Source organism: Streptococcus infantis, from assembly GCF_000960085.1.
GTDB classification, from domain to species: domain Bacteria; phylum Bacillota; class Bacilli; order Lactobacillales; family Streptococcaceae; genus Streptococcus; species Streptococcus infantis_C.
This window is the reverse complement of the sequence record NZ_JYGT01000004.1, coordinates 43418-67911: the sequence shown is the minus strand read 5'-3', so window position 1 is coordinate 67911 and position 24494 is coordinate 43418. Positions and strand designations below refer to the sequence as shown.

Here is a 24494-nt window from a genome sequence, read left to right as displayed (position 1 = left end):
TGACTCTAGTATAGATAACAATCCTAAAAGCAAACTTATATTTTTCTTAGAAAAAGCTTAATCCAGGAAGTCTTTTTTCTCTAGATGCAAGGCAATCATGTGCCACTCCGGGTTCTCTTGCCAGTTAGGGAGGGAGCTGATATAGCTGGCTACCTTTCTAGCTTCTTCTAAAATCGGGAAGTCTTCAATAATATCGGCCACATGAAACTCTGGTAGACCCGACTGTTTGGTCCCAAAGATTTCTCCAGAGCCTCGCATTTTCAAATCTTCCTCCGCAAGGACAAAACCATTGGTCGTTTCTGTCATGATACGCATGCGGTCTTTCCCAGAATCAGTTTTTGGATTGGCAACTAGAACTGCGTAGGACTGCTTGTCCCCACGACCGACACGACCTCTAAGTTGATGAAGTTGACTAAGCCCAAAGCGATCAGCATCCATGATAATCATGACTGTTGCATTGGGAACATTAACCCCGACCTCGATAACTGTCGTAGAAACCAAGATGTCTGTCTTTCTTTCCTTGAATTCCTGCATAATCTGGTCTTTTTCATCACTCTTCATCTTACCGTGTAAGAGGGCAACTTTTGCTTTCCCTGCAAAATGAGCTGTTAACTCTTCTGATAGAGCAATGGCATTTTTAAGGTCCAAGGCTTCAGATTCTTCAATCAAGGGCGAAATAACATAGGCTTGAGAACCTTTTTGAATCTCACCTTCCAACCAAGTCAAAACCTGGGGTAATTGCTCATGCTTGATCCAACGTGTCACGATGGGTTTACGTCCAGCTGGCATCTGGTCAATAATGGAAACATCCATATCTCCAAAGGCTGTGATGGCTAAGGTTCGTGGAATCGGAGTTGCCGTCATCATGAGGACATCTGGATTTTCTCCTTTTTCACGTAAAATACGCCTTTGCCCCACACCAAAACGGTGCTGCTCATCGATGATAATCAAACCGAGTTTAGCATAGTCCACCCCATCCTGTATAAGGGCATGGGTACCGATGATTACATCAACCTCGCCCTTAGTAATAGTTTCCAAAACCGTGCGCTTTTCAGCAGCTTTCAGCGAGCCTGTTAGAAGAGCTAGTTTCAACTCAGGAAAGAGACTCTCTAGACTTTCAAAATGTTGCTCTGCAAGGATCTCGGTCGGAACCATGAGGGCAGCCTGATACCCTGCCGTTACGGCTGCGTACATCGCTAGACCTGCAACCACTGTCTTCCCACTACCAACGTCCCCTTGTAAGAGTCGATTCATGTGATGGTCCGACTTCATATCTGTTATGATCTCTTGCAGGCTCTTTTCTTGGGCTTGGGTCAAGGCAAAAGGCAACTTTTCTTTTACCGTCCTTAGTTTTTCTTGCGACCAATTCAAGACTAGACCACTTCCATGAACCTTATTTTCAGACTTGAGGGTCTGTAATTGCATTTGGAAATAAAAGAGTTCCTCAAACTTGATTCGACGGAGGGCCTGTTTGTATTCTGCCAAATCCTTAGGGAAGTGCATGGCACGAACAGCTTGACTACGGGGCATGAGTTTGTATTTGTCTAGCAAGGACTGAGGGAGATTTTCCTCTATCAAGAGATCTAGTCCCTGATCAAAGGCGGTTTTAATGACTTTAACAAGGCCTGCTTGACTAACTCCTTGCGCCAAACGATAAACAGGTTGAAGGTCGTCCTCGACTTGGGCTAAAACCTTCATACCAGTGAGACTTGCCTTGGCACGATCCCACTTGCCAAAGACTGCTAAAGTCGCTCCTAGCTCGATCTTATCTGCTAAGTAAGGTTGGTTAAAGAAGTTCACCGCGAACACAACCTCACCCTGCTTAAGACTAAAACGTAGGCGATTGCGCTTAAAACCATAATATTGAACACTAGCTGGCGTCACCACCTGACCAGACAGAACTGCTTTCTCGCCATCTTCTAGTTCTAGCACCTGCTTGGTTTTAAAATCTTCATAACGGAAAGGAAAGTAGAGCAAGAGATCTTGCAGGTTTTCAATTCCTAGTTTGGCATATTTCTCTGCTGATTTTGGTCCCACGCCAGGCAAGACATGCAAGGGTTGATGTAAATTCATGCTCCTATCCTTTCCTTTTGTTTCTTAATGATATTCTCTCGGAACTCGATCACTAAGGAGGCAAACCACCTCATAATTAATCGTCCCTCTGTAGACTGCTACATCTGTTGCAGTAATCTCCTTGTCACCGTTTGAGCCAATCAAAGTTACCTTGGTCCCCAATGGATACAGCTTAGGCAAACGAATCGTGATTTGGTCCATAGATACTCGCCCTACAATAGGGCACAATTGTCCATCCACCAGCACTGAGAAATTCTGCATATCTCGTGTCCAACCATCCGCATAACCGATTGGCAAAGTAGCAATGACTTGCTCACTGTCTGCCTGATAGGTCGCTCCGTAGCCCATGCAAGCCCCAGCTGGGACTGTTTTAACATGAATAATAGCAGTTTCTAAGGTCAAGGCTGGTTTTAGTTCATAAGGCAACTCCAAAACTTGTCCGCTTGGATTGAGACCATACATAGAATCTCCCATACGAACTGCATTAAAAATCGTTTCCGCATGCCATAGAGTAGTCGCAGAGTTACTCGCATGGACTAGTTCTGGTACTTCTTGCAAGTCAGCTAGGATTCCCTTAAAGCATTCTAACTGTTGATTAAAGTAACTATCCGACTCTTCATCAGCAGTTGCAAAATGGGTAAAGATCCCTTCAACATTAGCCCCATGTTCCTTGAGTAAAGCTTGAGCTTGTGCTGCCTCACCAGTTCTTCTAAAACCAATTCGTCCCATACCTGAGTCAATTTTAAGATGAACGGTTAAACCTGATAAGTCTGGCTCTGTAGCTATGAGTTTCTGGATCCATTCCAATCCTGCCACTGTTAAGGTAATGGAATACTCCTTAGCCAATGAAAGAGATTCAACCTCAGATACTCCTAAAATAAGAATCTTCTTAGAAATTCCTGCCTGACGAAGTTCAATGGCTTCATCGATATTAGAAACGCAAAAACCATCGACGTCATCCTGGATAGCCGTCGCAACAGCTACCGCTCCGTGTCCGTAGGCATTGGCTTTTACAACTGCCCATTTGAGGGTATCTTTGGGAATGTGCGCTCCCATTTGTTGGATATTGTAGCGGATAGCACCCAGATCGATGAGGGCTTTGGTTGGTCTATGTGGACTAGTTTTCATGATTCTCCTCCAAAATAACACTAGCTGTCACAAACTGATCTGTATGGCTGATTGATAGCCAAACTTTTCCTGAAAACGGGGATTTGCTGAAGTAGGGAGCTCCTCTTTCATTGTTCAAGATTTCCAAGTCTTGAAAGCCCAGCTTCCCAATTCCCGTTCCCATAGCCTTTGAGAAAGCCTCTTTAGCTGACCAACGACCAGCCAAATACTCGACCTGTCTGCGACCTTTGAGACTGGAAAAGCGCTCCATTTCCTTGTCTGTCAAGACACGCTGGGCAAAACCTTTTCTTTTTTCAACTGCATTTTGTATTGATGCTAATTCTTCAATATCAATTCCGTGTCCAACTATCATTTTTCTCAAAAGGAGTTGAGATACCCCCAACTCCATCCTTTTCACTTATTTTGTTAAGGTAGAATAGATTTCTTCTACCAGGGCTACTGTATTTTCCCATCCTAAACATGGGTCTGTAATAGAGCAGCCAAAAATTTCTGGTTGATTTTGTCGACCATCTGCCAAGTAAGACTCAATCATGAAGCCTCGAACTGTCTTCTTTATTTTTTCATTCCAGTCACGATTGAGCAAAGATTGGCGAACAATTCGAACTTGCTCCATATATTGTTTCCCTGAATTATCATGGTTGGTATCAATCATGATAAAAGGATTTTCAAGCCCCATAGACTCGTAACGTCCAATAGCATCTAAAAGAGTTTCATAGTAGAAGTTTGGCTCATTCTTCCCATATTCATTCATAGCTCCACGTAAGATTACGTGAGCCAAGGGATTTCCTGAAGTTTCAACTTCTTGGCCGTGAAAGAGAAAGGTTTGTTTGTTTTGTGCAGCATAAATAGCATTAAACATAACAGACAGATTTCCAGAGGTTGGATTCTTCATTCCCACTGGTGCATCGATTCCTGAAGCTACAAAACGGTGCTCTTGGTCTTCTACTGAACGCGCACCCACTGCATGGTAACTCACCAAGTCATCAACTAAGACGAGATTAGCCGGATAAAGCATTTCATCCGCTGTGGTCAATCCAGTTTCTGTAATCACTCGATAATGAAGTTGACGAACTGCCTGCAAACCATTAATCAAGCTTGGAGCCTTCGAAGTATCTGGCTGATGAACCAAGCCCTTGTAGCCATCTCCATTGGTTCGTGGCTTAGCTGTGTAAACACGCATGACCATGAAAATCTTATCGGCTACTTTTTTCTGCAAGTCTGCCAAACGACGAGCATATTCAAGCACTGCTTCTTCATTATCAGACGAACAAGGCCCAATGACCAACAAGATGCGGTCATCCTTTCCTGAAAGGATGTCTGCTAGTTCCTGGTCACGACTTTCCTTATGTTGCAATGTTTCTGCAGATAGCTGTGTTTCCGCCTTAATCGCTTCAATATCGATTTCTTGACCCTTCTCGATAAATGCCATATTATTCTCCTAGTCTTTGGTAGATTTCACGAACAAGAGCTTCAGTATTTTCCCATCCAAGACATGGGTCAGTGATAGATTTTCCAAAGACCTCTGGTTCATTTTGACGACCATCTTCTAGATAAGACTCAATTATGAAGCCACGAACATGTTTTTTAATCTTTTCATTCCAATCGCGGTTAATCAAAGTTTGACGTACGATACGAATTTGTTCCATGTACTGTTTCCCTGAGTTATCATGGTTGGTATCAATGATGATAAATGGATTTTCAAGTCCCATCTTTTCATACTGGGCAATAGTATCCATTAAATTATCGTAGTAATAGTTCGGAATGTTTTTCCCGTATTCATTGAGGGCACCACGGAGAATAGCATGCGCTAGAGGGTTCCCTGTAGTTTCGACTTCTTTCCCTAGGAAAAGGAAACTCTGTTTATTTTGAGCCGCATAAATACCGTTGAACATAACATTGAGATTTCCTGATGTTGGATTTTTAAATCCTGTTGGGAAATCTGCTCCACTGGCTACAAAACGGTGTTGTTGGTCTTCAACCGAACGAGCTCCAACTGCCATATAAGAAATCAAGTCATCTACCAAAGGAAGGTTTTCTGGGTACAACATTTCATCTGCTGTCGTCATTCCTGTTTCAGAAATAACACGATAATGCAAATGACGAACTGCCTTGATCCCATTGATGAGGCTAGGTGCTTCTTTGGCATTTGGTTGGTGAATCAAACCCTTATAGCCATCACCATTAGTACGTGGTTTAGCAGTATAGACACGCATCACCATAAAGACGCGGTCTTTGACTTCTTCTTGCAGTTTTGCCAATCGCTTGGCATACTCGAGAACTGCTTCTTCATTATCAGATGAACAAGGACCAATCACTAACAAAATACGCTGATCTTCACCACGAATAATCGCTTCAAGCTCTTGATCGCGTTGCTGTTTATTGGCCAGCGCTTGTCCTTCTAATTTAGACAAACTACGAACTTCTTCAATATTAATTTTAGGGCTTTTTGCTGTAAATACCATCATTCATCTCCTTATAAAGCAAACGGACGCCAAGCGAAAATTCAGTTTTCACTAGGCATCCGCCTGAAAATTAGTCAATTTTAACGTCGTTTACCGTGACAGTTTTTAAATTTCTTACCAGAACCACATGGACACAAGTCATTGCGTTTTACTTGACTTAGATCCAAATCAGCTGGAAGATTTGTTTGTTGCGCAGCGATATTGCGAGTTGCTGTCGTACTGATATGGTGTTCTGTTTGTGGACGTTCTTGTTCATGAATTTGTGCTTTCATCATCAAGCGAGTCACATCAAACTCAATGGATCCAATCATATCGTTAAACATACGGAAGCCTTCTGCTTGATACTCTACAACAGGGTTGTTTTGGGCATAACCACGAAGACCAACAGCATTTCTCAACTGATCAAGGGCATCAATATGGTCTGTCCATTTGTTGTCAACTACACGTAGAATCAATACTTTTTGGAATTCTTTCACAGCTTCTTCGTCACGAAGCTTGGCAACTTGACTATCGTAGACTTTCAACGCACGTTGGTATAGTTCATCCTTGATAGCTTGGTCTGACAAACCTTCTAGGTCTGAAAGTGAAATTGAATCTTCTGGAAGCAAGTTGTACTTGGCAAAGTTCAAGATTGCTTCGAGTTTTTCATCTTGCTTAGAACGAGCATGGCCATCTACAATACGTCCAATCGTACGGCGAATCATGGCGTGAATTTCAGGAGCCAAGTCACGTTCTGCAGTGATAACATCATAGCGTTGTGCGTAGATGATCTCACGTTGTTCACGCATAACGTCATCATATTGGAGGACTTGTTTACGAGTATCATAGTTATTTCCTTCAACACGTTTTTGCGCTGCTTCGACCTGACGTGTCAACATACGAGATTCGATGGCTTCGTCAGACATATTAAGACGTTCAAAGACACCTTTCAAACGTTCTGAACCAAAACGTTTCATCAAATCGTCTTCAAGTGACAAGTAGAATTGTGATTCACCTGGGTCACCTTGACGACCTGAACGTCCACGAAGCTGGTTATCGATACGACGGCTCTCATGACGTTCTGTACCGATGACACAGAGACCACCAAGTTCACGAACTCCTTCACCAAGCTTAATATCGGTACCACGACCGGCCATGTTGGTTGCGATAGTGATCGCACCACGTTGACCAGCATTCATGATGATTTGCGCTTCTCTGTAGTGGTTCTTAGCATTCAATACTTCGTGAGGTACGCCTGCTTCAACCAATTTTTTAGAAAGAAAATCACTGGTTTCAACGGCAACAGTACCTACCAAGACTGGTTGACCTTTTTGGTAACGAGCCTTAACATCTTCAACGACAGCCTTGAATTTTGCATCGAGGCTAGCGTAGAGAAGGTCTGAATGGTCGATACGTTGGATCGGACGGTTGGTTGGAATTGGAATAACACGGATGTTGTAGATTTCGCGGAATTCTTCTTCTTCTGTTTTACCAGTACCAGTCATACCTGCCAATTTTTTATACATACGGAAAAGATTTTGGTAGGTAATCGATGCTGATGTCTTCGTTTCATCTTGGATTGGTACACCTTCTTTGGCTTCAATCGCTTGGTGCAATCCGTCAGAGTAACGACGACCTTCCATTGTACGACCTGTAAATTGGTCGACAATCAAGATTTCTTGCTCTTCGCTAACCACATAGTCGATATCAAGAATCATGATGTAGTTGGCACGAAGGGCGTTATCGATAAAGTGAGTCAACGCCACATTTTCGATATCATAAAGATTTTCTAGTTTGAAGAAGCTTTCAGCCTTGTCAATACCTGAATCAGACAACCCGATTGTCTTAGACTGAATATCAATGATATAGTCATCTTTATCTAAAGACTTCACAAAGTGGTCAGCCATGTGGTAGAGCTGGCTTGTTTCAACAGCATTCGCTCCTGAAACAATCAATGGTGTACGAGCCTCGTCGATCAAGATAGAGTCAACCTCATCGACCAAGGCATAGTTGAGTGGACGTTGAACCATATTCTCTGCACGTACAACCATGTTGTCACGAAGATAGTCGAAACCAATCTCTGAGTTGGTTGAGTAGGTAATATCGCAAAGGTAAGCCTCTTTTTTCTCCATTGGAGATTTAGCTGCCAAGTTGATCCCTACTGACAAACCAAGCCATGAGTACAACTCACCCATCTCAGTCGCGTCACGTTCTGTAAGGTATTCGTTGACGGTAACTACGTGAACCCCTTTGCCTGCAAGGGCATTGAGGTATACCGGCATGGTCGCTGTCAAGGTCTTCCCTTCACCGGTACGCATTTCTGGAACGTCACCATGGTGAAGAACGATACCACCCATAACCTGAACCTTGTATGGGAAAAGTCCAAGAATACGCTTAGCTCCCTCACGTACAACCGCAAAGGCTTCGTACAAGAGTTGATCAAGCGTTTCACCATTTTGATAACGTTGCTTAAATTCTTCTGTCTTAGCTTGCAACTGCTCGTCTGTCAAAGCAGCCATTTCATCTTCGTATTTGAGGACTTTATCAGCCATCTTTTCTAAGCGGCGAAGTTCCCCTTTATCATTTTCGATGATTGTTTTTAATAAATTTGCCATTTTTTTCCTTACTTTAAATTCTGAATATTTTAGAATGTTCTTTTTATTGTAGCATATTTGACCAACTTTTTCAAGAAAGAATCCATGTTTATACAAGATAAAAAAGGCTCATTTAGAGCCTTTTTTTGTAAATGATCAAACAATTGCTAATCATCAATTTTCTTTTAGAAATTTCAAGCCTATTCTTTGGTTGTAGAATTGCCAAAATCAACCTTTGGAGCTGTCTTGGCTTCTTCGTTTTCTTTGATGGTTTCTGCTTCTTTAAAGTTCATCATATTAGCAAAGAGAACAGTTGGAAAGCTTCTTAATTTTTGATTGTAGTCAGTTGCTGCCTGGTTGTAATCCTTGCGGGCTACAAAAATACGATTTTCGCTTCCAGCCAACTCCGTCATGAGTTGTTCAACATTTTGATTACTCTTAAGCTCAGGATAGTTCTCCGTCAACACAAGCAAACGTGAAATAGCTGAACTCAACTCTCCTTGAGCTTCTTGGTTTTCTTTAGAGGTGACTGAGCCAGTTCCAATTTTTGCTCGCGCTTCTGCGATTTGGGTAAAGACCTCTGTTTCATGGTTCATTTGTCCTTTTACAGACTCTACCAGATTTCCAATCAAATCCGAACGACGTTGAAGGGCTGTCGCTACATCTGCCTGTGCTTGTTCAACCTTGGTTTGCTCTGATACAAGACCATTATAGGTACCTACTACTGAGCATCCACCTAGCAAGAGAATAGCCAGTAAAATACTTAATACATAAATAATTCCTTTATTTTTCATTTCTTAAACCTACTTATTTCTTTAAATTACATACGAACATTACCAATCATCAGATGAACCACCACCATCAAAGCCACCACCGTCCCAGCTACTAGAAGAATCTGAGCCTGAGTCAGACCAAGATGAACCCGAATCGGATGAGTCACTAAACCACCAGCCGCCGTCAGAGGAGTCTCCCCCTCCGCCACCTCTACCTCTGATAATGGCAATAATGACTCCAATAAAATATATTATCGTCAGGAACATAAAGAAATCTTTTATGGGGTCATTTTTTTGACGGCGGTTTGATGAACTAGTTCTATCTCGATTAGATTTTTTCCCACTGATACTTTCGGAATAACGTTTGATATCAGAGGAGCCATCATCAGACGAGAAGGTCCCAGTTCCTCTATAAAACTGATTGTCTAAGCCTTTGGCAATCGCTAGAATTCCTTTACTATAGTCACCAGTTTTAAAATCTGTACGACTGGCTGACAAGATCTGCTTGGTTTGATAGTCTGTTATTCTAATGGCGGTGTTATTACTGGTTTCAATTCTTGATTTACGGTCTTGAACAGCTACTACAATGAGAGTTCCAAAATTATCGCCTGAATAGCCAATCTTCCATGCCCTAGCGGTTTCATTTGCTACTGTTTCAATGCTTTCACCTTCCAGACTGTCTACGATATAGACACCTATTTGAAGCTTTTCTGCCTTTTGACTATTGGCTTCATTCAAATCACGAATCTGAGTAACTACTTCCTCTGTCAAATAATGATTTGGGTCATAAATACCGTAGTCTGGTTTTTCAGGTGCAGTGAATGCTGATAGGAAGAAAAATGCCATCAGCAATCCAAGTAGACGCACCAAGAATGGATTCTTTAACAATCTATCTTTTTTCATAATAACCTCCTTATGCAAGGAAAATTGTTTAGAGCATTATAGCATTTTGAATCTTACAAAGAAAGTACGTTTCCATTACAAAACCATGACACGAACCAGGAAAACATGTTAATTTGATGACAAGTTTAGATCTACATCTATCCCACCTCCAAGATCAACAAGGAATAATTAGGAAAATGACTACTTCATAGTCAAGAGGGGAGGGGAAGAAAAAAGAGAGCCTGAGCTCTCAGTTAAATCAACGAATTCGTAATTTTTTCATTATCTGTATTTGTAGATTATATCGATACAAGCTATCGTTACTTCTGACAATTGATGGACAACCAATTTGCTGTGCAATTTCTTCTAACTTTATTGTTGAATACTTAGTATAAGTTATTCTCTTCTTGAGTAAAAGTAAAATATCATTGGTGTCAGAAAATTGGTTAAGAATTATTCTTCCATTTACCCCGGAATCAACAGTAATCAGACTAAATAGGCGTGCGGTTTGTTCCGAGGTAAAATAATTTGAATATTTAGTTCTAAAATAATGAAATGCCTTCAATAAATCTTTTAATCTGTGGTCGGAATTAATAAACTTATAATTAAAACCAATTCCAAATTTTAACTTATGATCAGTACCTTTTTCCCCGCTCGATGTTACACCATAAATTAAATTTTTTAATCTATAATAAAGAACCCAGAAATCTTCATCAGTATGAGAGGAAGATTTATAATATTTAAAATATCTCGTAAGTCTATTTAATACTTTTTTGTCATACTTTTTTTTAGCAATGTCAATATGTACCTTTTGATCGGATATATTAAAATTATATCCAAGATACTCAAAGTTTAGAGTCTCTATAGATGGTGTGTATTCATATATCTCTGTTTTACTCTCATTAGCCGATAAATCAATTTGTTTCAATAAACTAAATAATAAATTTTTCTCACTATCTTTATCAATAGTCATATTTTTAGGATAACTTTTTATCATTAATATGTCATCTACATATCTAACATAAAAAATTGGAGCAAACTCCCTCCTTATTGCATCATCAAAATCTTCTAAGTATACTTCAGAAAGTGCATTAGAAAATGGCATCCCCAAAGGAATACCTGAAATGCTACCATTAAAAATAAACTTTTTAATAATTTCGATACTATAGTCTTTTAACAAAGATGATTTAACTATTTTTTTATATAGCTTGTGCTTATTGATGGATGGAAAGAAGTTTTTAATATCTGATTTTATAATATAAAACTTCTGAGGTGTTGCAGTTAAATCAGATTGATTACAATAAATATTCCCTTGACTTAAAAATTGAATCAATGATTTAATAATAGCATTCCTGTTTGGAACACTTAGATTAAATTTATTAATAATCTCAATGTTTAAAGCTTCTAATTCACAACGTAGTGATTCATCCCTTAATTTGTAAACGTGTCTATCACCTCGTTTAATTTCTATAAACATTGAGTTAAATTTCATAATATATACTCCTAAAATTGTAGGCAGACTGAGTGGAACAAATATTTATGCTCCACCCGAGATAATCAGCACAGAATAACTAGCAAATCTATGTGCTTTTTAAGTAACACTTGAAATAATCTTTTTGTGTGTATGAGAACTTAAACTTGTTTTAACAAGAATTAAAATATTTAGTATTCTCAAGCCTACGCTTTATATGGTACAATATAAGAGACAAAAAATCAAGGATAATTTAGTTATGGATAAACAATATCTTAAACAAGAATGGTTTTTAACAACAGAAGTTCTCCCTTCGGAGGTGCCAACATTTTTCTCAAATTCACCAATAAAAGATAATTTAGAAAATTTGATTAATCTAGTTCCAACTGATAATAAAAAATTTAACAAAAAATTCAATGAGAAATATACCATACCTCTTCGCTACGAAATACCTAAAAATAATGGTGCTTATAGGACAATTTCGTTGATGCATCCTGCTTCACAGTTAAAGTTTTTACTTTATAATATGAAATACGAATATCTATTAATTAACTTTCTTCAAAAGTCTAAATTTAATGTTCGTAAAGTTCAAAAAGCAAACACTATAACATATTCAGAAAGTAAAGCTTTAGAAAAAGAACTGTTAAAAATAGAACAAGATTTTGGTATCGAAGGAAATAATTCTATTACAAATGAAGAATTGGACCCTTTCTTTAAAAAATATTTCACCTATAATAAACATCATAAATTATCTAACATTCTGAATTCTCCTAGTTTTAATAGAGATAGTTTACGATATAGATTTTTTTCTAAACTTGATATCCAAAACTTTTTTGGAAGTGTATATACACACTCAATCACATGGGCAATTGTTGGAGATAAACATCTAGGTAAGGAGTATTCTCATCGTTCATTGAAAAATACTTTTGCTGCTCAATCTGACATAATTCAACAAAAAAGCAATGATAACGAAACTAATGGTATTATAATCGGACCAGAAATAAATAGAATAATTGCTGATATTATTCTAACACACTGTGATTTTAATATTGAGAAGAACTTAAATAAGCAAAATATATACTTCAATAAAAATTATAAAATTTATCGCTTCATTGATGATTATTACATCTTTTCCTCAACTCACGAAATACTAGAAATTATTGAGCATGAAATTTCTAGGGAACTATCTAATTTCAATTTAAAACTCAATCTTGAAAAACATCAAATTAAGGAGCAGCCTTTCTCATTAGCTGATACATCTATCATACAATTAAAGCAACTTCTTAATAGTTTCAATAACAGGAGAGAACTAAAGCTTCTGAAATTGTCACAGAATCCTCATGCTATTGAAAAGTATAAACAACTTCTTAATAGACACTCTAATGAGTATAAAATTTCAATAGGCAAGATAATTCTTAAGGAACCTACTTGGAATCATCTATATGATACAACAAGGAATATAATTAGCAATACACCCAGTTCTAAAAGGCGGGTCGTTCTATACTTTTTAAATGCTATCTCTTTAGAAATTTATGAACCAATTTTTATTAATCAAGAAACAGCATATCGTAAAAACTTTTTCAAATACCTTCGTAGAATAAATACTGCTTTAGATCAAATAAATAATATTTATTCAATTCATCCTGATTCTGATACAACAAAGTCATACATTTATACTTTAATGGAATTCAGAGCTTCAATATCTAAATTAAGAACAACAATCAATAATAACAATGATAATGAAAACTTTATAACAAATAGTGAAAATTATTTATTAGATATTGAAAATAGGATATTTGAAAATATCTATCGGATATTGAAGAGTAACTCAAATAGAATCAATAATATTTCTGATCTAATTGTATATTTGAAATTTTTTGATAAGAAGTTGAGCTCGCAGTTTTTATGTCAACTACTAGACGAAAATCCAGAAGATTACTATACACTTTGCGCTATTGGTTATTATATAATTGGATATGAAAGTAGATATAAGGTCGTCTTAAATTATTTATTTAAATCGATAATGAATTTTGTAAAAAATTACCAAACACATACGGATAGTTTATTAGAAGATGCTAAGTATTTTTATATTTTAAATGATTTTCTTTATTATCCAGAATTTCAAAACTTAAAAATAGGAAGACGATTTGCAACAAACGTCTTAGAGGATTTGAAAAATGAAGAATTAAATAAACTAGGAAGAAATTGTACCAATTATTTAATTTTTAAAGAATTGATGAATCAATCTTACTTTAACTGGAATTTACAAGAACACGATTTTAAAAAATTACAAATTAAAAAGAAAGCTACTGACAGAAAAAGTTATTCTTTTAATGATTACTAACATGATTCCAAGATGAAAAACAATGTTAAAACTTTACCTAACGCTAGCATATTGAAATTATTTATTTGTGGAAGATTATGTCTTTGGTAACCTTTTGGTACCTAAACGAACAAAAACTATTCTTTTTCATTTCAAACCTATTCTGAAAATCAAAATAAACAAAAAAACCTGAGACAAAATAGTTCTCAGGTTCTTTAACTTATTCTTATTGGAAAATAAGCAAGGTTTATTTCCGTTTTCTTGCAATCAGATGGATTGGTGTTCCTTCAAAGACAAAGGCCTTGCGGATTTGATTTTCCAAGAAACGCAAGTAAGAGAAGTGCATCAGTTCTTCTTCGTTTACAAAGATAACAAAGGTCGGTGGTTTGGTTGCAACTTGAGTCGCATAGAAGATTTTGAGGCGTTTCCCTTTGTCTGTCGGTGTCGGGTTGATGGCAATAGCATCCATAATCACATCATTCAAGACAGCTGATGGGATACGGGTATTTTGGCTCTCGCTGATTTGCTTAATCATCTCTGGTAATTTATGAAGACGCTGCTTGGTCAAAGCTGACACAAAGATAATCGGTGCGTAAGGCAAGTATTGGAACTGCTCACGGATATCCTCTTCCCAGTTTTTCATGGTGTGATTATCTTTTTCAAGCGTATCCCACTTATTGACCACGATGATCATCCCTTTACCAGCTTCGTGGGCAAATCCTGCGATACGCTTGTCGTACTCACGGATGCCTTCTTCGGCATTGAGCACCATCAAGACTACATCCGAACGGTCAATAGCACGCATGGCACGCATAACTGAGTATTTCTCTGTATTTTCATAGACTTTACCAGACTTACGCATACCAGCTGTATCAATCATGGTGAACTCTTGTCCATCAGCATCTGTAAAATGCGTATCAATAGCATCACGAGTTGTACCAGCTACGGGACTGGCAATCACGCGGTCTTCTCCCAAAATGGCATTGATCAAGCTAGATTTTCCGACATTTGGACGACCAATCAAACTGAATTTGATGACATCTGGATTTTCATCTTCGACTTCGTGTGGGAGATTTTCGACGATAGCATCCAACACATCCCCTGTACCAATCCCGTGAACAGATGAAATTGGCAGCGGTTCACCCAAACCTAGTGCATAAAAATCATAGATATCATTTCGCATCTCAGGATTGTCCACCTTGTTGACTGCAAGGATGACCGGTTTATGGGTTTTATAGAGTTTACGAGCTACGTATTCGTCTGCATCTGTGATTCCTTCTTTACCAGAAACCACAAAGACGATGACGTCTGCCTCTTCCATGGCAATTTCTGCCTGGTGCTTGATTTGTTCCATAAACGGAGCATCGACATCGTCAATCCCTCCAGTATCAATCATACTAAAAGAACGATTGAGCCATTCACCAGTCGCATAGATACGGTCTCGTGTCACTCCTTCGATATCTTCTACGATTGAAATGCGTTCCCCTGCAATACGGTTAAACAGGGTTGATTTCCCAACATTGGGACGTCCTACGATGGCAACAGTTGGTAAGGCCATGTTTTCTCACTTTCTACAATAAGTTCTTTTGTTCAAGATTTTCTCTAGTTGAGCTTGGTTCAGGCTGACCGAATTGCTCCGCAAGACGCTGACTCCAAGTGGTGGTCGCACGCGCTCCTGCGTATTCAGTCTGCACACGGTCATAGGCTTCAATAGCCTCAGTTGTTTGTTCTTGGTATTCTTCCTCAAAAACAACATTATCGAGAGGCAATCTTGGTTTTACATCGTGTTGTTGATTTGGTACACCTAGTGCAATCCCAAAAACTGGATAGGTGTAGTCAGGTAGCTTGAACAATTCTGCTAATTCAACAGATTTGTAACGCACTAAACCGATAATCACTCCACCATAGCCAAGGCTTTCTGCCGCAAGCAAGGTGTTTTGCCCAGCTAATGCAGCATCTACTGAAGTGATGAGGAGCCCTTCAACTCCTTGAGGTTGGAAAGTATCTGTATGGAGGCGAGCTCCTTTCTCTGCACGATTTAAATCACCCACAAAGAGGAGAAAGGCAGCAGACTGACGAATCGCTTCCTGAGGAACTAACTCATACAAGGCATCTTTCTTTCCTTGACTTCTGACTACAATCACAGAATAAGATTGGAAATTTTTCCAAGAAGAAGCCATTTGTCCTGCAGACAAAATAGTATTTAAATCTTCTTGAGGGATTGCTTCTTCTTTAAATCTGCGAACCGAAGTATGAGATTTCATTAATGTGATTGTTTCACTCATCGGCGGTTTTCTCCTTCTAGTCGTGTTTCCGCTGCTAAATAACGGATACGCTCCATCACACGTCTAGCTTCCCAGGTTTCATCATTTCCATTCTTGCCTTTGGCAAAATGTTTTTCCAAATCTTCAAAATTGAAATTCGAGGTAAAGAAGGTTGGCAAATCTTCCTGCATACGATATTGGAGAATGACTTGCAAGACTTCATCACGCACCCAAGGCGTTGATTGCTCCGCACCAATATCATCAAAAATCAAGACTTCAGCCTGCTTGATTTCATCCACCAAACTCTTGACATTTCCATCACCGATAGCATTTTTGACATCAATGACAAAGCTTGGATAATGAAGAAGGGTAGATGAAACACCACGTTTTTCAGACAAATCATGGGCTAGGGCAGCCACCATAAAGCTCTTCCCAACTCCAAAGTCTCCATAGAGATAGAGACCTTTACGGACTTCTGGATATTGCTCAACAAAAGTAAAGAGCTTTTCAAAAACTGGCATGCGTCCCAAGTCATCCAAATCAACTTGAGCCAAACTAGCTTTTTTAAGACTAGCTGGAAGATTGATCAGTCTGAGACGATTCTTGATAGCCGCTTCCTTCTCAGCTGCAATCAGTTCCGGAGTTTCCTCATAGGATACATCTGCGTAACCATGATTCATGACTAAAATCGGCTTATAACCTCGAGCAATATAGTCGGTATCTCCGCGAAGAAACTTATCACGTTCGGTGATGTATTGATTAAACTTAGAGATACTACGATTCAATTCCTCTTGACTAAGAGATTCCTTCTGGATAAAAGCCGCAACATCAGGATCTTTTACAATCTGCTGAACCAGGTCTTGGTATTGAAAACGGCTGGGATGATCTTTAAGCACATCTCCTACACTTTCCATCTAGTCTCCTCCTTTTCCTAATCGGTCTAACATTTCTTTTTTCTTGCGTTCTAATTCCAAGCGAGTTTCTTCACTGGTTTCATTTTTATATTCTGGATTACTCCATTTTGGGACATTGGTTTTGGCTTGATTAGTCTTAGCTACTTTTTGCTCCTGTCCCTTTTGATTCTTCTCTCTGATTCGAAGTACAGCTTCTTCAGCAGATCTGACTTTGTTATAAGAGTAATCATTAGCCACTTTCATGGCATATTTTTCATTGAGGTTGGCAGAATCAACCTTATTGAAGGTCAAGAGGATAACAATGTTGATAACCTCATCAAGCAATCCCAAGTCTGCCATCTGTTTTAACAAATCGCGTTCAGCTTGGATAATTCCTGCATTTCGTGTTTGTTTGATTCCCGCTAAAAACTGTAGGGCAGTTTTGCTTTTAGCTTCCCTGATAATAGTCGCTTCTTGGGGACTGAAATCCGACGAAACAGATTTTTGCGCTGATTTTTCACGCATACGCTTAACAGAGATAACTTGAGAAACAGCTGTCGCCTTGGCCAATTGATAGGTCTCAAACCAGGTCCATTTTTTCTCGTCAGCAATTTTAAACAGCTCTAAGACATCTGACTGTTCATCTTGGAAACGTAGGTCGTCTCTAGCCATAAGTTGACGGAAATGCTCCAAATCAAAATCATTTGAAAAATTAGCTTTTCCGAGTGTTTCCTCAGTGTTAGCCATATCTTCTATCTCTGGAAAGGCCTGACTCAAAGAAACGGCCAAAGGCTCTCCATCTGCCTGTTCTTGGCGCAAATCAGAAACTGCTGGCTCACCGATTTTTTTCTCCAATAAGGTACGATAAACCGTATGACGCAAGAAATCCGAACTAGAAAGCGTTGGATGAATAGCAAGCTCATAAACGTCACCCTTTTGATAGAGGGTAACCAAATTGAAGGCTGATAAGATTTTAAAAGCCTTTAAAAGCCTATCCATCCCAAAATTGAGATGATTGAGAATAGCTGCAAAAAGGTGTTCTTTTTGCCCATTATCCCAAAAGGCTAGGGTGTAAAGATAAAGACTCAGAGCATCCTGACCGATAATCGGGAGGTAGCACTGCACCAAAGTTGTGGGATCTTGCGACACCCGATTATTCTTTAGAAAAGAAAAACGATCATTAGGCTTCATTTATTTTTCCTTTTTCTTCTTTGAAGATTGCGTAATTTGTTTGAGAAGATTCTCGAGCTCACTCACGTCTTTAAAACTACGATAGACACTAGCGAAACGAACATATGTGATTTCGTCAAGTTCTGCTAGCTCTTCCATTACAAGCGAACCAATATCTTCACTTTGAATTTCATTATCATTGCGACTGAGGAGTTTTTGTTCGATACGATTGACCACCATGCCAATCTCATCACTAGACACCGGACGTTTTTGAGCCGAACGAATAATCCCGTTAAAGATTTTGTCTCTGGAGAACTGCTCCCGTGTGCCATCCTTTTTGACTACAACCAGCGTTCTTTCTTCTACACGTTCATAGGTCGTAAAACGATGCTGACATTCTTCACACTCACGTCTTCTTCTAATCGTATTTCCTTCTTCAGCCTGACGGCTATCGATAACACTTGATTTAGTAGCGCCACATTTTGGACAACGCATGCCTTCCCCTCCTTGTCGTTTTCTTTTCATTATACCATTTTTTGAACAATTCCCAAAATAATTCTCCTTTTAGCTTGACAAGTTTTTTGTTTAGTTGTATTATTTAAGTGGTACAAAAAGAAATGTAGAAAGGAGACTGTGATGTCCTGGACATTTGATAACAACAAACCCATTTATTTGCAGATAATGGATAAAATCAAACTGCAAATCGTTTCCCATAAACTAGAACCCAACCAACAACTGCCAACTGTCAGAGAACTGGCTAGCGAGGCTGGCGTCAATCCTAATACCATCCAACGTGCCCTATCAGATCTAGAAAGAGAAGGCTTCGTTTACACCAAGCGGACTGCAGGGCGTTTTGTCACCGAGGACTTGGACTTAATCCTCCAATCCCGGAAGCAACTATCAGAAGAACAGTTGCAGCAATTTGTGACAGGCATGGTAGAATTTGGCTATGAAAAAGAAGAACTACCAACTGTTTTGAGAGATTATATTGAAGGAGTTTAGACTATGACCTTGTTAACGTTTGAAAATGTTTCAAAATTCTATGGAGCAAGCCCTGCTCTTCAAAATGTTTCCCTTGAAATCCCGGCAGGAAAGATTGTGGGTCTCCTTGGCCCAAACGGTTCTGGAAAGACAACCTTGATTAAATTAATCAACGGTTTACTCCAACCAGAGCAAGGGCGTATCCTCATCAATGGCATGGAACCAAGCCCAGCAACTAAGGCTATCGTTTCTTATCTACCTGATACGACCTATCTCAACGAACAGATGAAAGTCAAAGAAGCTCTTACCTTTTTCAAGACCTTCTATAAAGATTTCAATCTCGAACGTGCTCAAGGTCTTCTTCGTGACCTTGGTATCGATGAGAATAGCCGTTTCAAGAAACTCTCAAAAGGGAATAAAGAAAAAGTTCAGTTGATCCTTGTCATGAGTCGTGATGCTCGTCTATACGTCCTTGATGAACCAATCGGTGGTGTCGATCCTGCAGCTCGTGACTATATCTTGAACACCATCATCAACAACTACTCTCCAACTTCGACTGTCTTGATTTCAACTCACTTGATTTCAGACATCGAACCAATCTTGGATGAGATTGTCTTCCTCAAGGATGGAAAAGTCGTCCGTCAAGGAAATGTGGATGATATTCGCTACGAATCAGGAGAGTCTATCGACCAGCTCTTCCGTCACGAATTCAAAGCCTAGTTAAAGGAGATTCTTATGTTTTGGAATTTAGTTCGTTATGAATTTAAAAATGTCAACAAATGGTTTTTAGCCCTCTATGCTGCTGTACTCTCCCTATCTGTCATAATAGGAATTCAGGGCAGCACCCTCTCAAGCACCTATTATCAAGACAAGGGCGTTGTCATGTTAGTCTTTCTATCTCTGGTTTTTGGGGGTCTGGTTATTACTTTGGGCATCTCAACCTTGATTTTGATTATTCAACGATTTAAAGGAAGCGTTTATGATCGTCGTGGCTATCTAACCCTCACCCTGCCAGTATCTGAGCACCAGATTCTCTCCTCTAAACTCCTTGGAGCTTTTGTCTGGTCTTTATCAAGTACAGTAGTCTTTCTTTTGAGTCTTTACATTATCATTGCTATGATTCAACCAGACGCCTTCATATCCAACTTTGCCGAGTATATGCTAAAAAATTATACAGATGATTTCTGGTTAGCCTTGATTTCCTATATCGTTAACACTCTTGCAAGTATCCTTTGTATCTACTTTTCTATCTCTATCGGTCAACTCTTTAATGAATACCGTACAGCTCTTGCGGTTGTCGCCTACATCGCTATCCAAATAGTCCTTGGTTTTATCACCCTAAATCTTCGCATCGATTTCGACTACAATTGGGTATTATCCTTTGAAATTTTCAAAGACTTAATCCTTAGCGTCGGCTTCTATCTCGGAACCTACTATATCTTAAAGAACAAGGTAAACTTACAATAATGAATGAAGCCCCTAGCAAATAAAGCTAGGGGCTTCTTTTTACACAAAGAAATATAAAATTCTTATTTTTTAACTCAATATCAAACCTGCTACGATGGGACTGACAAATACATAGAGAATACCGGTGACACCGATAGCCAGGCCACCCATAGCCCCCGCAACAGCTCCATAGCGAAAAGCTGTCCCAGTCCCAACTGCGTGACCAGTTCCTCCAAGAGCAAGACCAACAGCTACTGGGTCGTCTATTTTTAGCCATTTTAAAAGTGTTGGTCCAATAACGCTAGTCAAAATGCCAGTTGCTACCACAACTACCAAAGTGATCGTCGCTATCCCTTGTAGCTTATCCGTAATTCCAACTGCCATGGCCGTCGTTACAGACTTTGGAAAAAGTGAAATCGCCAAGAAGAAATCCATACCGAAAAATTTTGCAACTAAAGCTGTAAAACCTGTATTTACAACAACAGCAAGGAAACTACTGAGTAGAATACTTCTAACATGGTGTTTCATGAGGTGAAAACTCTTATAAAGAGGAATTCCTAAAGCTACTGTTGAGGGAACAATCAAGTTATTGAGGTAGACCCCACCTTGATAATAGGCAGCGTAAGAAATACCCGTCAATTTCAGAAATGCAATGATAAATAAGGTCGCTAGTAGCAAAGGAGTTGTCAGAGGATGAGGGTAGCGTCTAAAGATAATCATCCCTCCTAGATAAGCTAGGATTGACAAGGCTATCCCAAAAAGTGGATTGGATACAAATTCGCTCATTTGGCACCTCTTTCTTCGTAATCACCTTCATAACGCTTTTTGATAAACTGAACGACCAGCGCAATCAAGATAATATTGATGACTGCTGCAAAAAAGACAATCAAGACAATGGGCAATAAATAGGGAGCAATCACATCAAATTTCTCCATAATCCCAACTGCAGGAGGCAAAAATAGAATAGTCATATTAGCTAGGAGAAAATTCCCAACCATGTTGACATGACGTATCCGCAACCACTTGAACTGCAAGGCTAAAAATAAAATAATCAAACCGATAATGCTTCCAGGGATAGGCAAATGGAAAAAGCTAGAGATTCCTTCACCAATCAGCGAAATCACAAAGAGAATCATTAACTGAACATATAACTTCATCGTTTACTCCACAAATAGACTTTCTGCATACCAGTTTACTCCTTTTTCAGAAAATTTCAAGGAAATACACAAGAAACCTCCTTCTTGCTATCTCATCTAAAAAGTTGTATACTAATTGCGTGCGCAAGCATCTTAGATGTAAAAATCCATTTACAACTATTATAGAGGAAAGGAGATTGATATGACTTACTTAGAAAAATGGTTTGACTTCAACCGCCGACAAGTAGAGCTAGAAGCTATTTTAGAGCAAACGATCGCTGATCAGAGCGACCAAAGTCTAACGCTCAAAGAATTCTATCTCTTGCACTTTTTAAATCAGGCTCAAGAAAAATCTTTGAGACAGATTGACTTGCCTGACAAACTTCATCTGAGCCCTAGCGCTGTATCACGGATGGTGGCACGCCTAGAAGAAAAAAACTGTGGTTTACTTAGTCGGAGATGCTGCGATCAGGACAAGCGAGCTAGTTTTATCTGCCTCACTAAGGAGGGCCAGACCACTCTTGCTTATCTACAAAAAGCAGTCGAAGAAAGTCTTGAAACAAAAGCAAGTTGGTTATCTTAAAGTTTTTCAAAAAACTTGCGTGCGCAATCAATTTTCTTGACATTCCTTTTTCCAAGGAGTAAAATGAAGACATGATTTAGCAAAGGAGAATCCTATGATTGAAATCACTTATCTAGATGCCAGCAAGCAAGAGAGAACAATGACCTTCGAGTCATATGAAGAATTTGAACGTTCTCAACATGCCTGCCTGATTGGTGTCGCAGACTATTACCCTGTCCAAAAACTAACTTACAATGGTCATGTTCTGGACTACCATGGGACTTATGGGGATGTTTTCTTCTATCTCATGAAACAAGATTTAAGCCAATATAACTAAAAGGAGAAATACTATGGCAAAAGCAATTACAGATGCAACATTTGAACAAGAAACTAAAGACGGATTGGTCTTGGTAGACTTCTGGGCAACTTGGTGTGGTCCATGTCGTATGCAAGGTCCAATCTTGGACAAATTGTCTGAAGAACTTTCAGAAGATGTTTTGAAAATCGTTAAAATGGACGTTGATGAAAATCCAAACACAGCTCGTGCATTTGGAATCATGTCTATCCCTACTCTACTCTTCAAGAAAGATGGACAAGTCGTCAAACAAGTTGCAGGTGTCCACACTGCAGAACAAATCAAAGCAATCGTTGCTGAATTGAGTTAATTATAAAATCCCTCACCTCTTATCGTGGGGGATTTTAATATACAAAAAAACTACTCTCCAATGTGAAGAGTAGGCTTTTTGCGTTTCAATTATTCTTCAGTTCCAAGGAAGTTTTTAGCAACAAGAGCTGCAAGAACTCCACCAACGATTGGTGCAAGGATGAAAATCCAAACTTGTTGAAGGGCTGCGCCACCTACCAATACAGCAGGAGCCAAGCTACGAGCTGGGTTTACTGAAAGACCAGTAATATTCAATCCAACAAGGATCAAAGCAGTCAATGACAAACCAATCACCAAACCAGCAATTGCCCCATTACCTTTACTTGCTGAAGTTACAGTCATGATCACCAAAACAAACAAGAAAGTTGCAATTGTTTCAAACAAGAAACCACCAAAGACAGTTACACCATTTGCCAAGGCATTTTCACCAAGACTTGCAGTTGACATACCTGAATTTGCCAAGAGGAAGAATACAGCTCCAGATGCAAGGAAAGCACCAACTACTTGACCAAGGATGTAGTTTACAAGTTCTGAAGATGACAAACGTTTGTTCACAAACATAGCGATAGAAACAGCAGGATTCAAGTGAGCACCTGAAACAGTTCCAATTGAGAAGGCTGCGACTACGATTGCCAAACCAAAGGCAAGAGCAATTCCAAGGTGTCCAAGTCCTTCAACACCATTTCCAAAAACAACCGCTCCTGTTCCGATGAACACAAGCATAAAAGTACCGATTAATTCAGCAACAAATTTTTTCATGTTAAGTCTCCTTTTTTCAAACTATGTATTAGTCTATCAGAAGAAGGAAAGGGTTTCAAGAAATGTGCTTAGAAAATATACCAGGAAACAAAATCAAGCTTTTAGGGGGGTTGTTTACATAAATAAGCCATCCGAAGATGGCTTTAGATAAGGCTTTTATTAACATTAATAAGCACCCTTTTGCTTTTCTTATTTTTCCAATTCAAGCAAAACACTGATAGCAGATAAAGCATAGAGCGGCGCTGTTTCTGCTCGTAGGATGCGAGGCCCAAGTCCTGCAAGGACTGCTCCTTTGGCTTCAAAACTTTCAATTTCTGCGGGTGAAAGACCACCTTCTGGACCAAAGATAAAGAGCAGTTTAGCCCCTTTTTCAAGCTCAGTGACTGCTTGGATAAGCGCTGCTGATTCACCTTCTTTGGCTGACTCTTCATAGGCTACCACGATAGAGTCAAACTGGTCCAGCTGAGATAGAAAATCTGCTTTTTTTTCAAAAAGGGTGATGTTTGGGATCAAATTCCGCTTGCTTTGCTCGGCTGCTCCAAGGGCGATTTTTTCTAGTTTTTCAACCTTTTTACCCAATTTCTTTCCATCCCACTTGGCAACAGACCAGTCAGCAGGGAAGGCCCAAATCTGGCTAGCGCCAAGTTCAGTTACTTTCTGGGTGATGAACTCCAGCTTGTCTCCTTTTGGAAAACCAGAGGCAATGGTCACATGAATAGGCAGTTCCACATTGTCAGCCAATTCCTCAACCAGCTCCAGTCGACGTGCTTCCACATTTACCACGCGCGCCAAGCGCTTAATCCCATCATCAAAAACTAAAGTCACCTCATCATCTTCTTTTAAGCGCATGACCTGAAACATGTGCTTGCTGGTTTCCTTATCCTCGATGGTGACAGGAGAGATTGCACTGCCTTTAACAAAATATTGCTGCATA

25 protein-coding genes are annotated in these 24494 nt (G+C 39.3%); 7 read left to right on the top strand and 18 right to left on the bottom strand.

Features of this window, described 5'->3' with window-relative positions:
* Positions 1 to 57: 57 nt before the first annotated feature.
* From recG to TZ94_RS01405, 9 genes are all read right to left on the bottom strand, one after another.
* Positions 58 to 2073 carry an ATP-dependent DNA helicase RecG gene (gene recG, locus TZ94_RS01445; RefSeq protein ID WP_045613490.1) on the bottom strand — a complete coding sequence of 672 codons (2016 nt, stop codon included), beginning with the start codon at positions 2071 to 2073 and terminating at the stop codon, positions 58 to 60.
* A 24-nt stretch (positions 2074 to 2097) separates the two neighbouring features.
* Positions 2098 to 3201: an alanine racemase gene (gene alr / locus TZ94_RS01440; RefSeq protein WP_045613488.1), complete on the bottom strand. Its 1104-nt coding sequence runs from the start codon at positions 3199 to 3201 to the stop codon at positions 2098 to 2100.
* Positions 3191 to 3553, bottom strand: a complete 363-nt coding sequence (gene acpS / locus TZ94_RS01435; protein WP_025173302.1) for a holo-ACP synthase — start codon at positions 3551 to 3553, stop codon at positions 3191 to 3193. The genes alr and acpS overlap by 11 nt, the downstream gene beginning before the upstream one ends.
* A 45-nt stretch (positions 3554 to 3598) precedes the next feature.
* A complete protein-coding gene (locus TZ94_RS01430; RefSeq protein WP_045613486.1) occupies positions 3599 to 4630 on the bottom strand; it encodes a 3-deoxy-7-phosphoheptulonate synthase in 1032 nt (343 codons plus the stop codon).
* A gap of 1 nt (position 4631) precedes the next feature.
* Positions 4632 to 5663, bottom strand: coding sequence for a 3-deoxy-7-phosphoheptulonate synthase (locus tag TZ94_RS01425; protein ID WP_045613485.1), 1032 nt, complete (start codon positions 5661 to 5663; stop codon positions 4632 to 4634).
* A gap of 80 nt (positions 5664 to 5743) precedes the next feature.
* Positions 5744 to 8257 (bottom strand): preprotein translocase subunit SecA, encoded by a 2514-nt coding sequence (gene secA, locus TZ94_RS01420; protein ID WP_045613483.1) that lies wholly within the window; start codon positions 8255 to 8257, stop codon positions 5744 to 5746.
* A 179-nt stretch (positions 8258 to 8436) separates the two neighbouring features.
* Entirely contained in the window at positions 8437 to 9030 is a 594-nt protein-coding gene (locus tag TZ94_RS01415) for a LemA family protein (protein ID WP_045613482.1), read from the bottom strand.
* A 39-nt stretch (positions 9031 to 9069) separates the two neighbouring features.
* Positions 9070 to 9912, bottom strand: a complete 843-nt coding sequence (locus TZ94_RS01410) for a TPM domain-containing protein (RefSeq protein ID WP_045613481.1) — start codon at positions 9910 to 9912, stop codon at positions 9070 to 9072.
* 238 nt (positions 9913 to 10150) lie between these two features.
* Positions 10151 to 11383 (bottom strand): RNA-directed DNA polymerase, encoded by a 1233-nt coding sequence (locus tag TZ94_RS01405; protein ID WP_052689726.1) that lies wholly within the window; start codon positions 11381 to 11383, stop codon positions 10151 to 10153.
* A 238-nt stretch (positions 11384 to 11621) separates the two neighbouring features.
* On the opposite strand from TZ94_RS01405, the gene TZ94_RS01400 reads away from it, so the two are divergent.
* The gene (locus TZ94_RS01400; protein ID WP_045613480.1) at positions 11622 to 13706 is read left to right on the top strand and encodes an RNA-directed DNA polymerase; all 2085 of its coding nucleotides are present in this window, start codon (positions 11622 to 11624) and stop codon (positions 13704 to 13706) included.
* Positions 13707 to 13932: 226 nt separating this feature from the next.
* Here the strand turns inward: TZ94_RS01400 and der are convergent, their stop codons facing one another.
* Genes der through nrdR form a run of 5 tightly spaced genes read right to left on the bottom strand, consistent with a single transcriptional unit; the run spans position 13933 to position 18507 of the window.
* Positions 13933 to 15243: a ribosome biogenesis GTPase Der gene (gene der / locus TZ94_RS01395; protein ID WP_045613478.1), complete on the bottom strand. Its 1311-nt coding sequence runs from the start codon at positions 15241 to 15243 to the stop codon at positions 13933 to 13935.
* Between the two features lie 13 nt (positions 15244 to 15256).
* Positions 15257 to 15970 carry a nitroreductase family protein gene (locus tag TZ94_RS01390; protein WP_045613476.1) on the bottom strand — a complete coding sequence of 238 codons (714 nt, stop codon included), beginning with the start codon at positions 15968 to 15970 and terminating at the stop codon, positions 15257 to 15259.
* Positions 15967 to 16863, bottom strand: a complete 897-nt coding sequence (gene dnaI, locus TZ94_RS01385) for a primosomal protein DnaI (RefSeq protein ID WP_045613474.1) — start codon at positions 16861 to 16863, stop codon at positions 15967 to 15969. Before dnaI ends, TZ94_RS01390 begins: the two co-directional genes overlap by 4 nt.
* On the bottom strand, positions 16864 to 18033 hold the full coding sequence (locus TZ94_RS01380; RefSeq protein ID WP_045613472.1) for a DNA helicase: 1170 nt from the start codon (positions 18031 to 18033) through the stop codon (positions 16864 to 16866).
* The gene (gene nrdR / locus TZ94_RS01375; protein ID WP_004250782.1) at positions 18034 to 18507 is read right to left on the bottom strand and encodes a transcriptional regulator NrdR; all 474 of its coding nucleotides are present in this window, start codon (positions 18505 to 18507) and stop codon (positions 18034 to 18036) included.
* Between the two features lie 141 nt (positions 18508 to 18648).
* Between nrdR and TZ94_RS01370 the strand changes: the two genes are divergently transcribed.
* The 3 genes from TZ94_RS01370 to TZ94_RS01360 are packed head-to-tail and all read left to right on the top strand — an operon-like array spanning position 18649 to position 20460.
* A complete protein-coding gene (locus TZ94_RS01370) occupies positions 18649 to 19014 on the top strand; it encodes a GntR family transcriptional regulator (RefSeq protein WP_006149409.1) in 366 nt (121 codons plus the stop codon).
* Between the two features lie 3 nt (positions 19015 to 19017).
* The gene (locus TZ94_RS01365; protein ID WP_006154572.1) at positions 19018 to 19713 is read left to right on the top strand and encodes an ABC transporter ATP-binding protein; all 696 of its coding nucleotides are present in this window, start codon (positions 19018 to 19020) and stop codon (positions 19711 to 19713) included.
* A gap of 15 nt (positions 19714 to 19728) precedes the next feature.
* Positions 19729 to 20460 (top strand): hypothetical protein, encoded by a 732-nt coding sequence (locus tag TZ94_RS01360; protein WP_045613468.1) that lies wholly within the window; start codon positions 19729 to 19731, stop codon positions 20458 to 20460.
* 69 nt (positions 20461 to 20529) lie between these two features.
* Here the strand turns inward: TZ94_RS01360 and TZ94_RS01355 are convergent, their stop codons facing one another.
* Together TZ94_RS01355 and TZ94_RS01350 are read right to left on the bottom strand one after the other, a co-directional pair.
* Positions 20530 to 21225 carry an LrgB family protein gene (locus TZ94_RS01355; RefSeq protein ID WP_045613467.1) on the bottom strand — a complete coding sequence of 232 codons (696 nt, stop codon included), beginning with the start codon at positions 21223 to 21225 and terminating at the stop codon, positions 20530 to 20532.
* Positions 21222 to 21596, bottom strand: a complete 375-nt coding sequence (locus TZ94_RS01350) for a CidA/LrgA family protein (RefSeq protein WP_000781321.1) — start codon at positions 21594 to 21596, stop codon at positions 21222 to 21224. Before TZ94_RS01350 ends, TZ94_RS01355 begins: the two co-directional genes overlap by 4 nt.
* Positions 21597 to 21777: 181 nt before the next feature.
* Here TZ94_RS01350 and TZ94_RS01345 point away from each other — a divergent pair, with 181 nt between their 5' ends.
* The 3 genes from TZ94_RS01345 (at position 21778) to trxA (ending at position 22802) form a co-directional block, all read left to right on the top strand.
* A complete protein-coding gene (locus tag TZ94_RS01345) occupies positions 21778 to 22158 on the top strand; it encodes a MarR family winged helix-turn-helix transcriptional regulator (protein ID WP_045613464.1) in 381 nt (126 codons plus the stop codon).
* Between the two features lie 94 nt (positions 22159 to 22252).
* Positions 22253 to 22474, top strand: a complete 222-nt coding sequence (locus tag TZ94_RS01340) for a DUF4649 family protein (protein WP_006150880.1) — start codon at positions 22253 to 22255, stop codon at positions 22472 to 22474.
* A gap of 13 nt (positions 22475 to 22487) precedes the next feature.
* A complete protein-coding gene (trxA, locus tag TZ94_RS01335) occupies positions 22488 to 22802 on the top strand; it encodes a thioredoxin (protein WP_001029581.1) in 315 nt (104 codons plus the stop codon).
* 89 nt (positions 22803 to 22891) lie between these two features.
* On the opposite strand, the gene TZ94_RS01330 is transcribed toward trxA, so the two are convergent.
* Together TZ94_RS01330 and TZ94_RS01325 are read right to left on the bottom strand one after the other, a co-directional pair.
* Positions 22892 to 23560 (bottom strand): MIP/aquaporin family protein, encoded by a 669-nt coding sequence (locus tag TZ94_RS01330; RefSeq protein ID WP_006150854.1) that lies wholly within the window; start codon positions 23558 to 23560, stop codon positions 22892 to 22894.
* A 189-nt stretch (positions 23561 to 23749) separates the two neighbouring features.
* Positions 23750 to 24493, bottom strand: a complete 744-nt coding sequence (locus TZ94_RS01325) for a 16S rRNA (uracil(1498)-N(3))-methyltransferase (RefSeq protein WP_045613462.1) — start codon at positions 24491 to 24493, stop codon at positions 23750 to 23752.
* Position 24494: the final 1 nt, after the last annotated feature.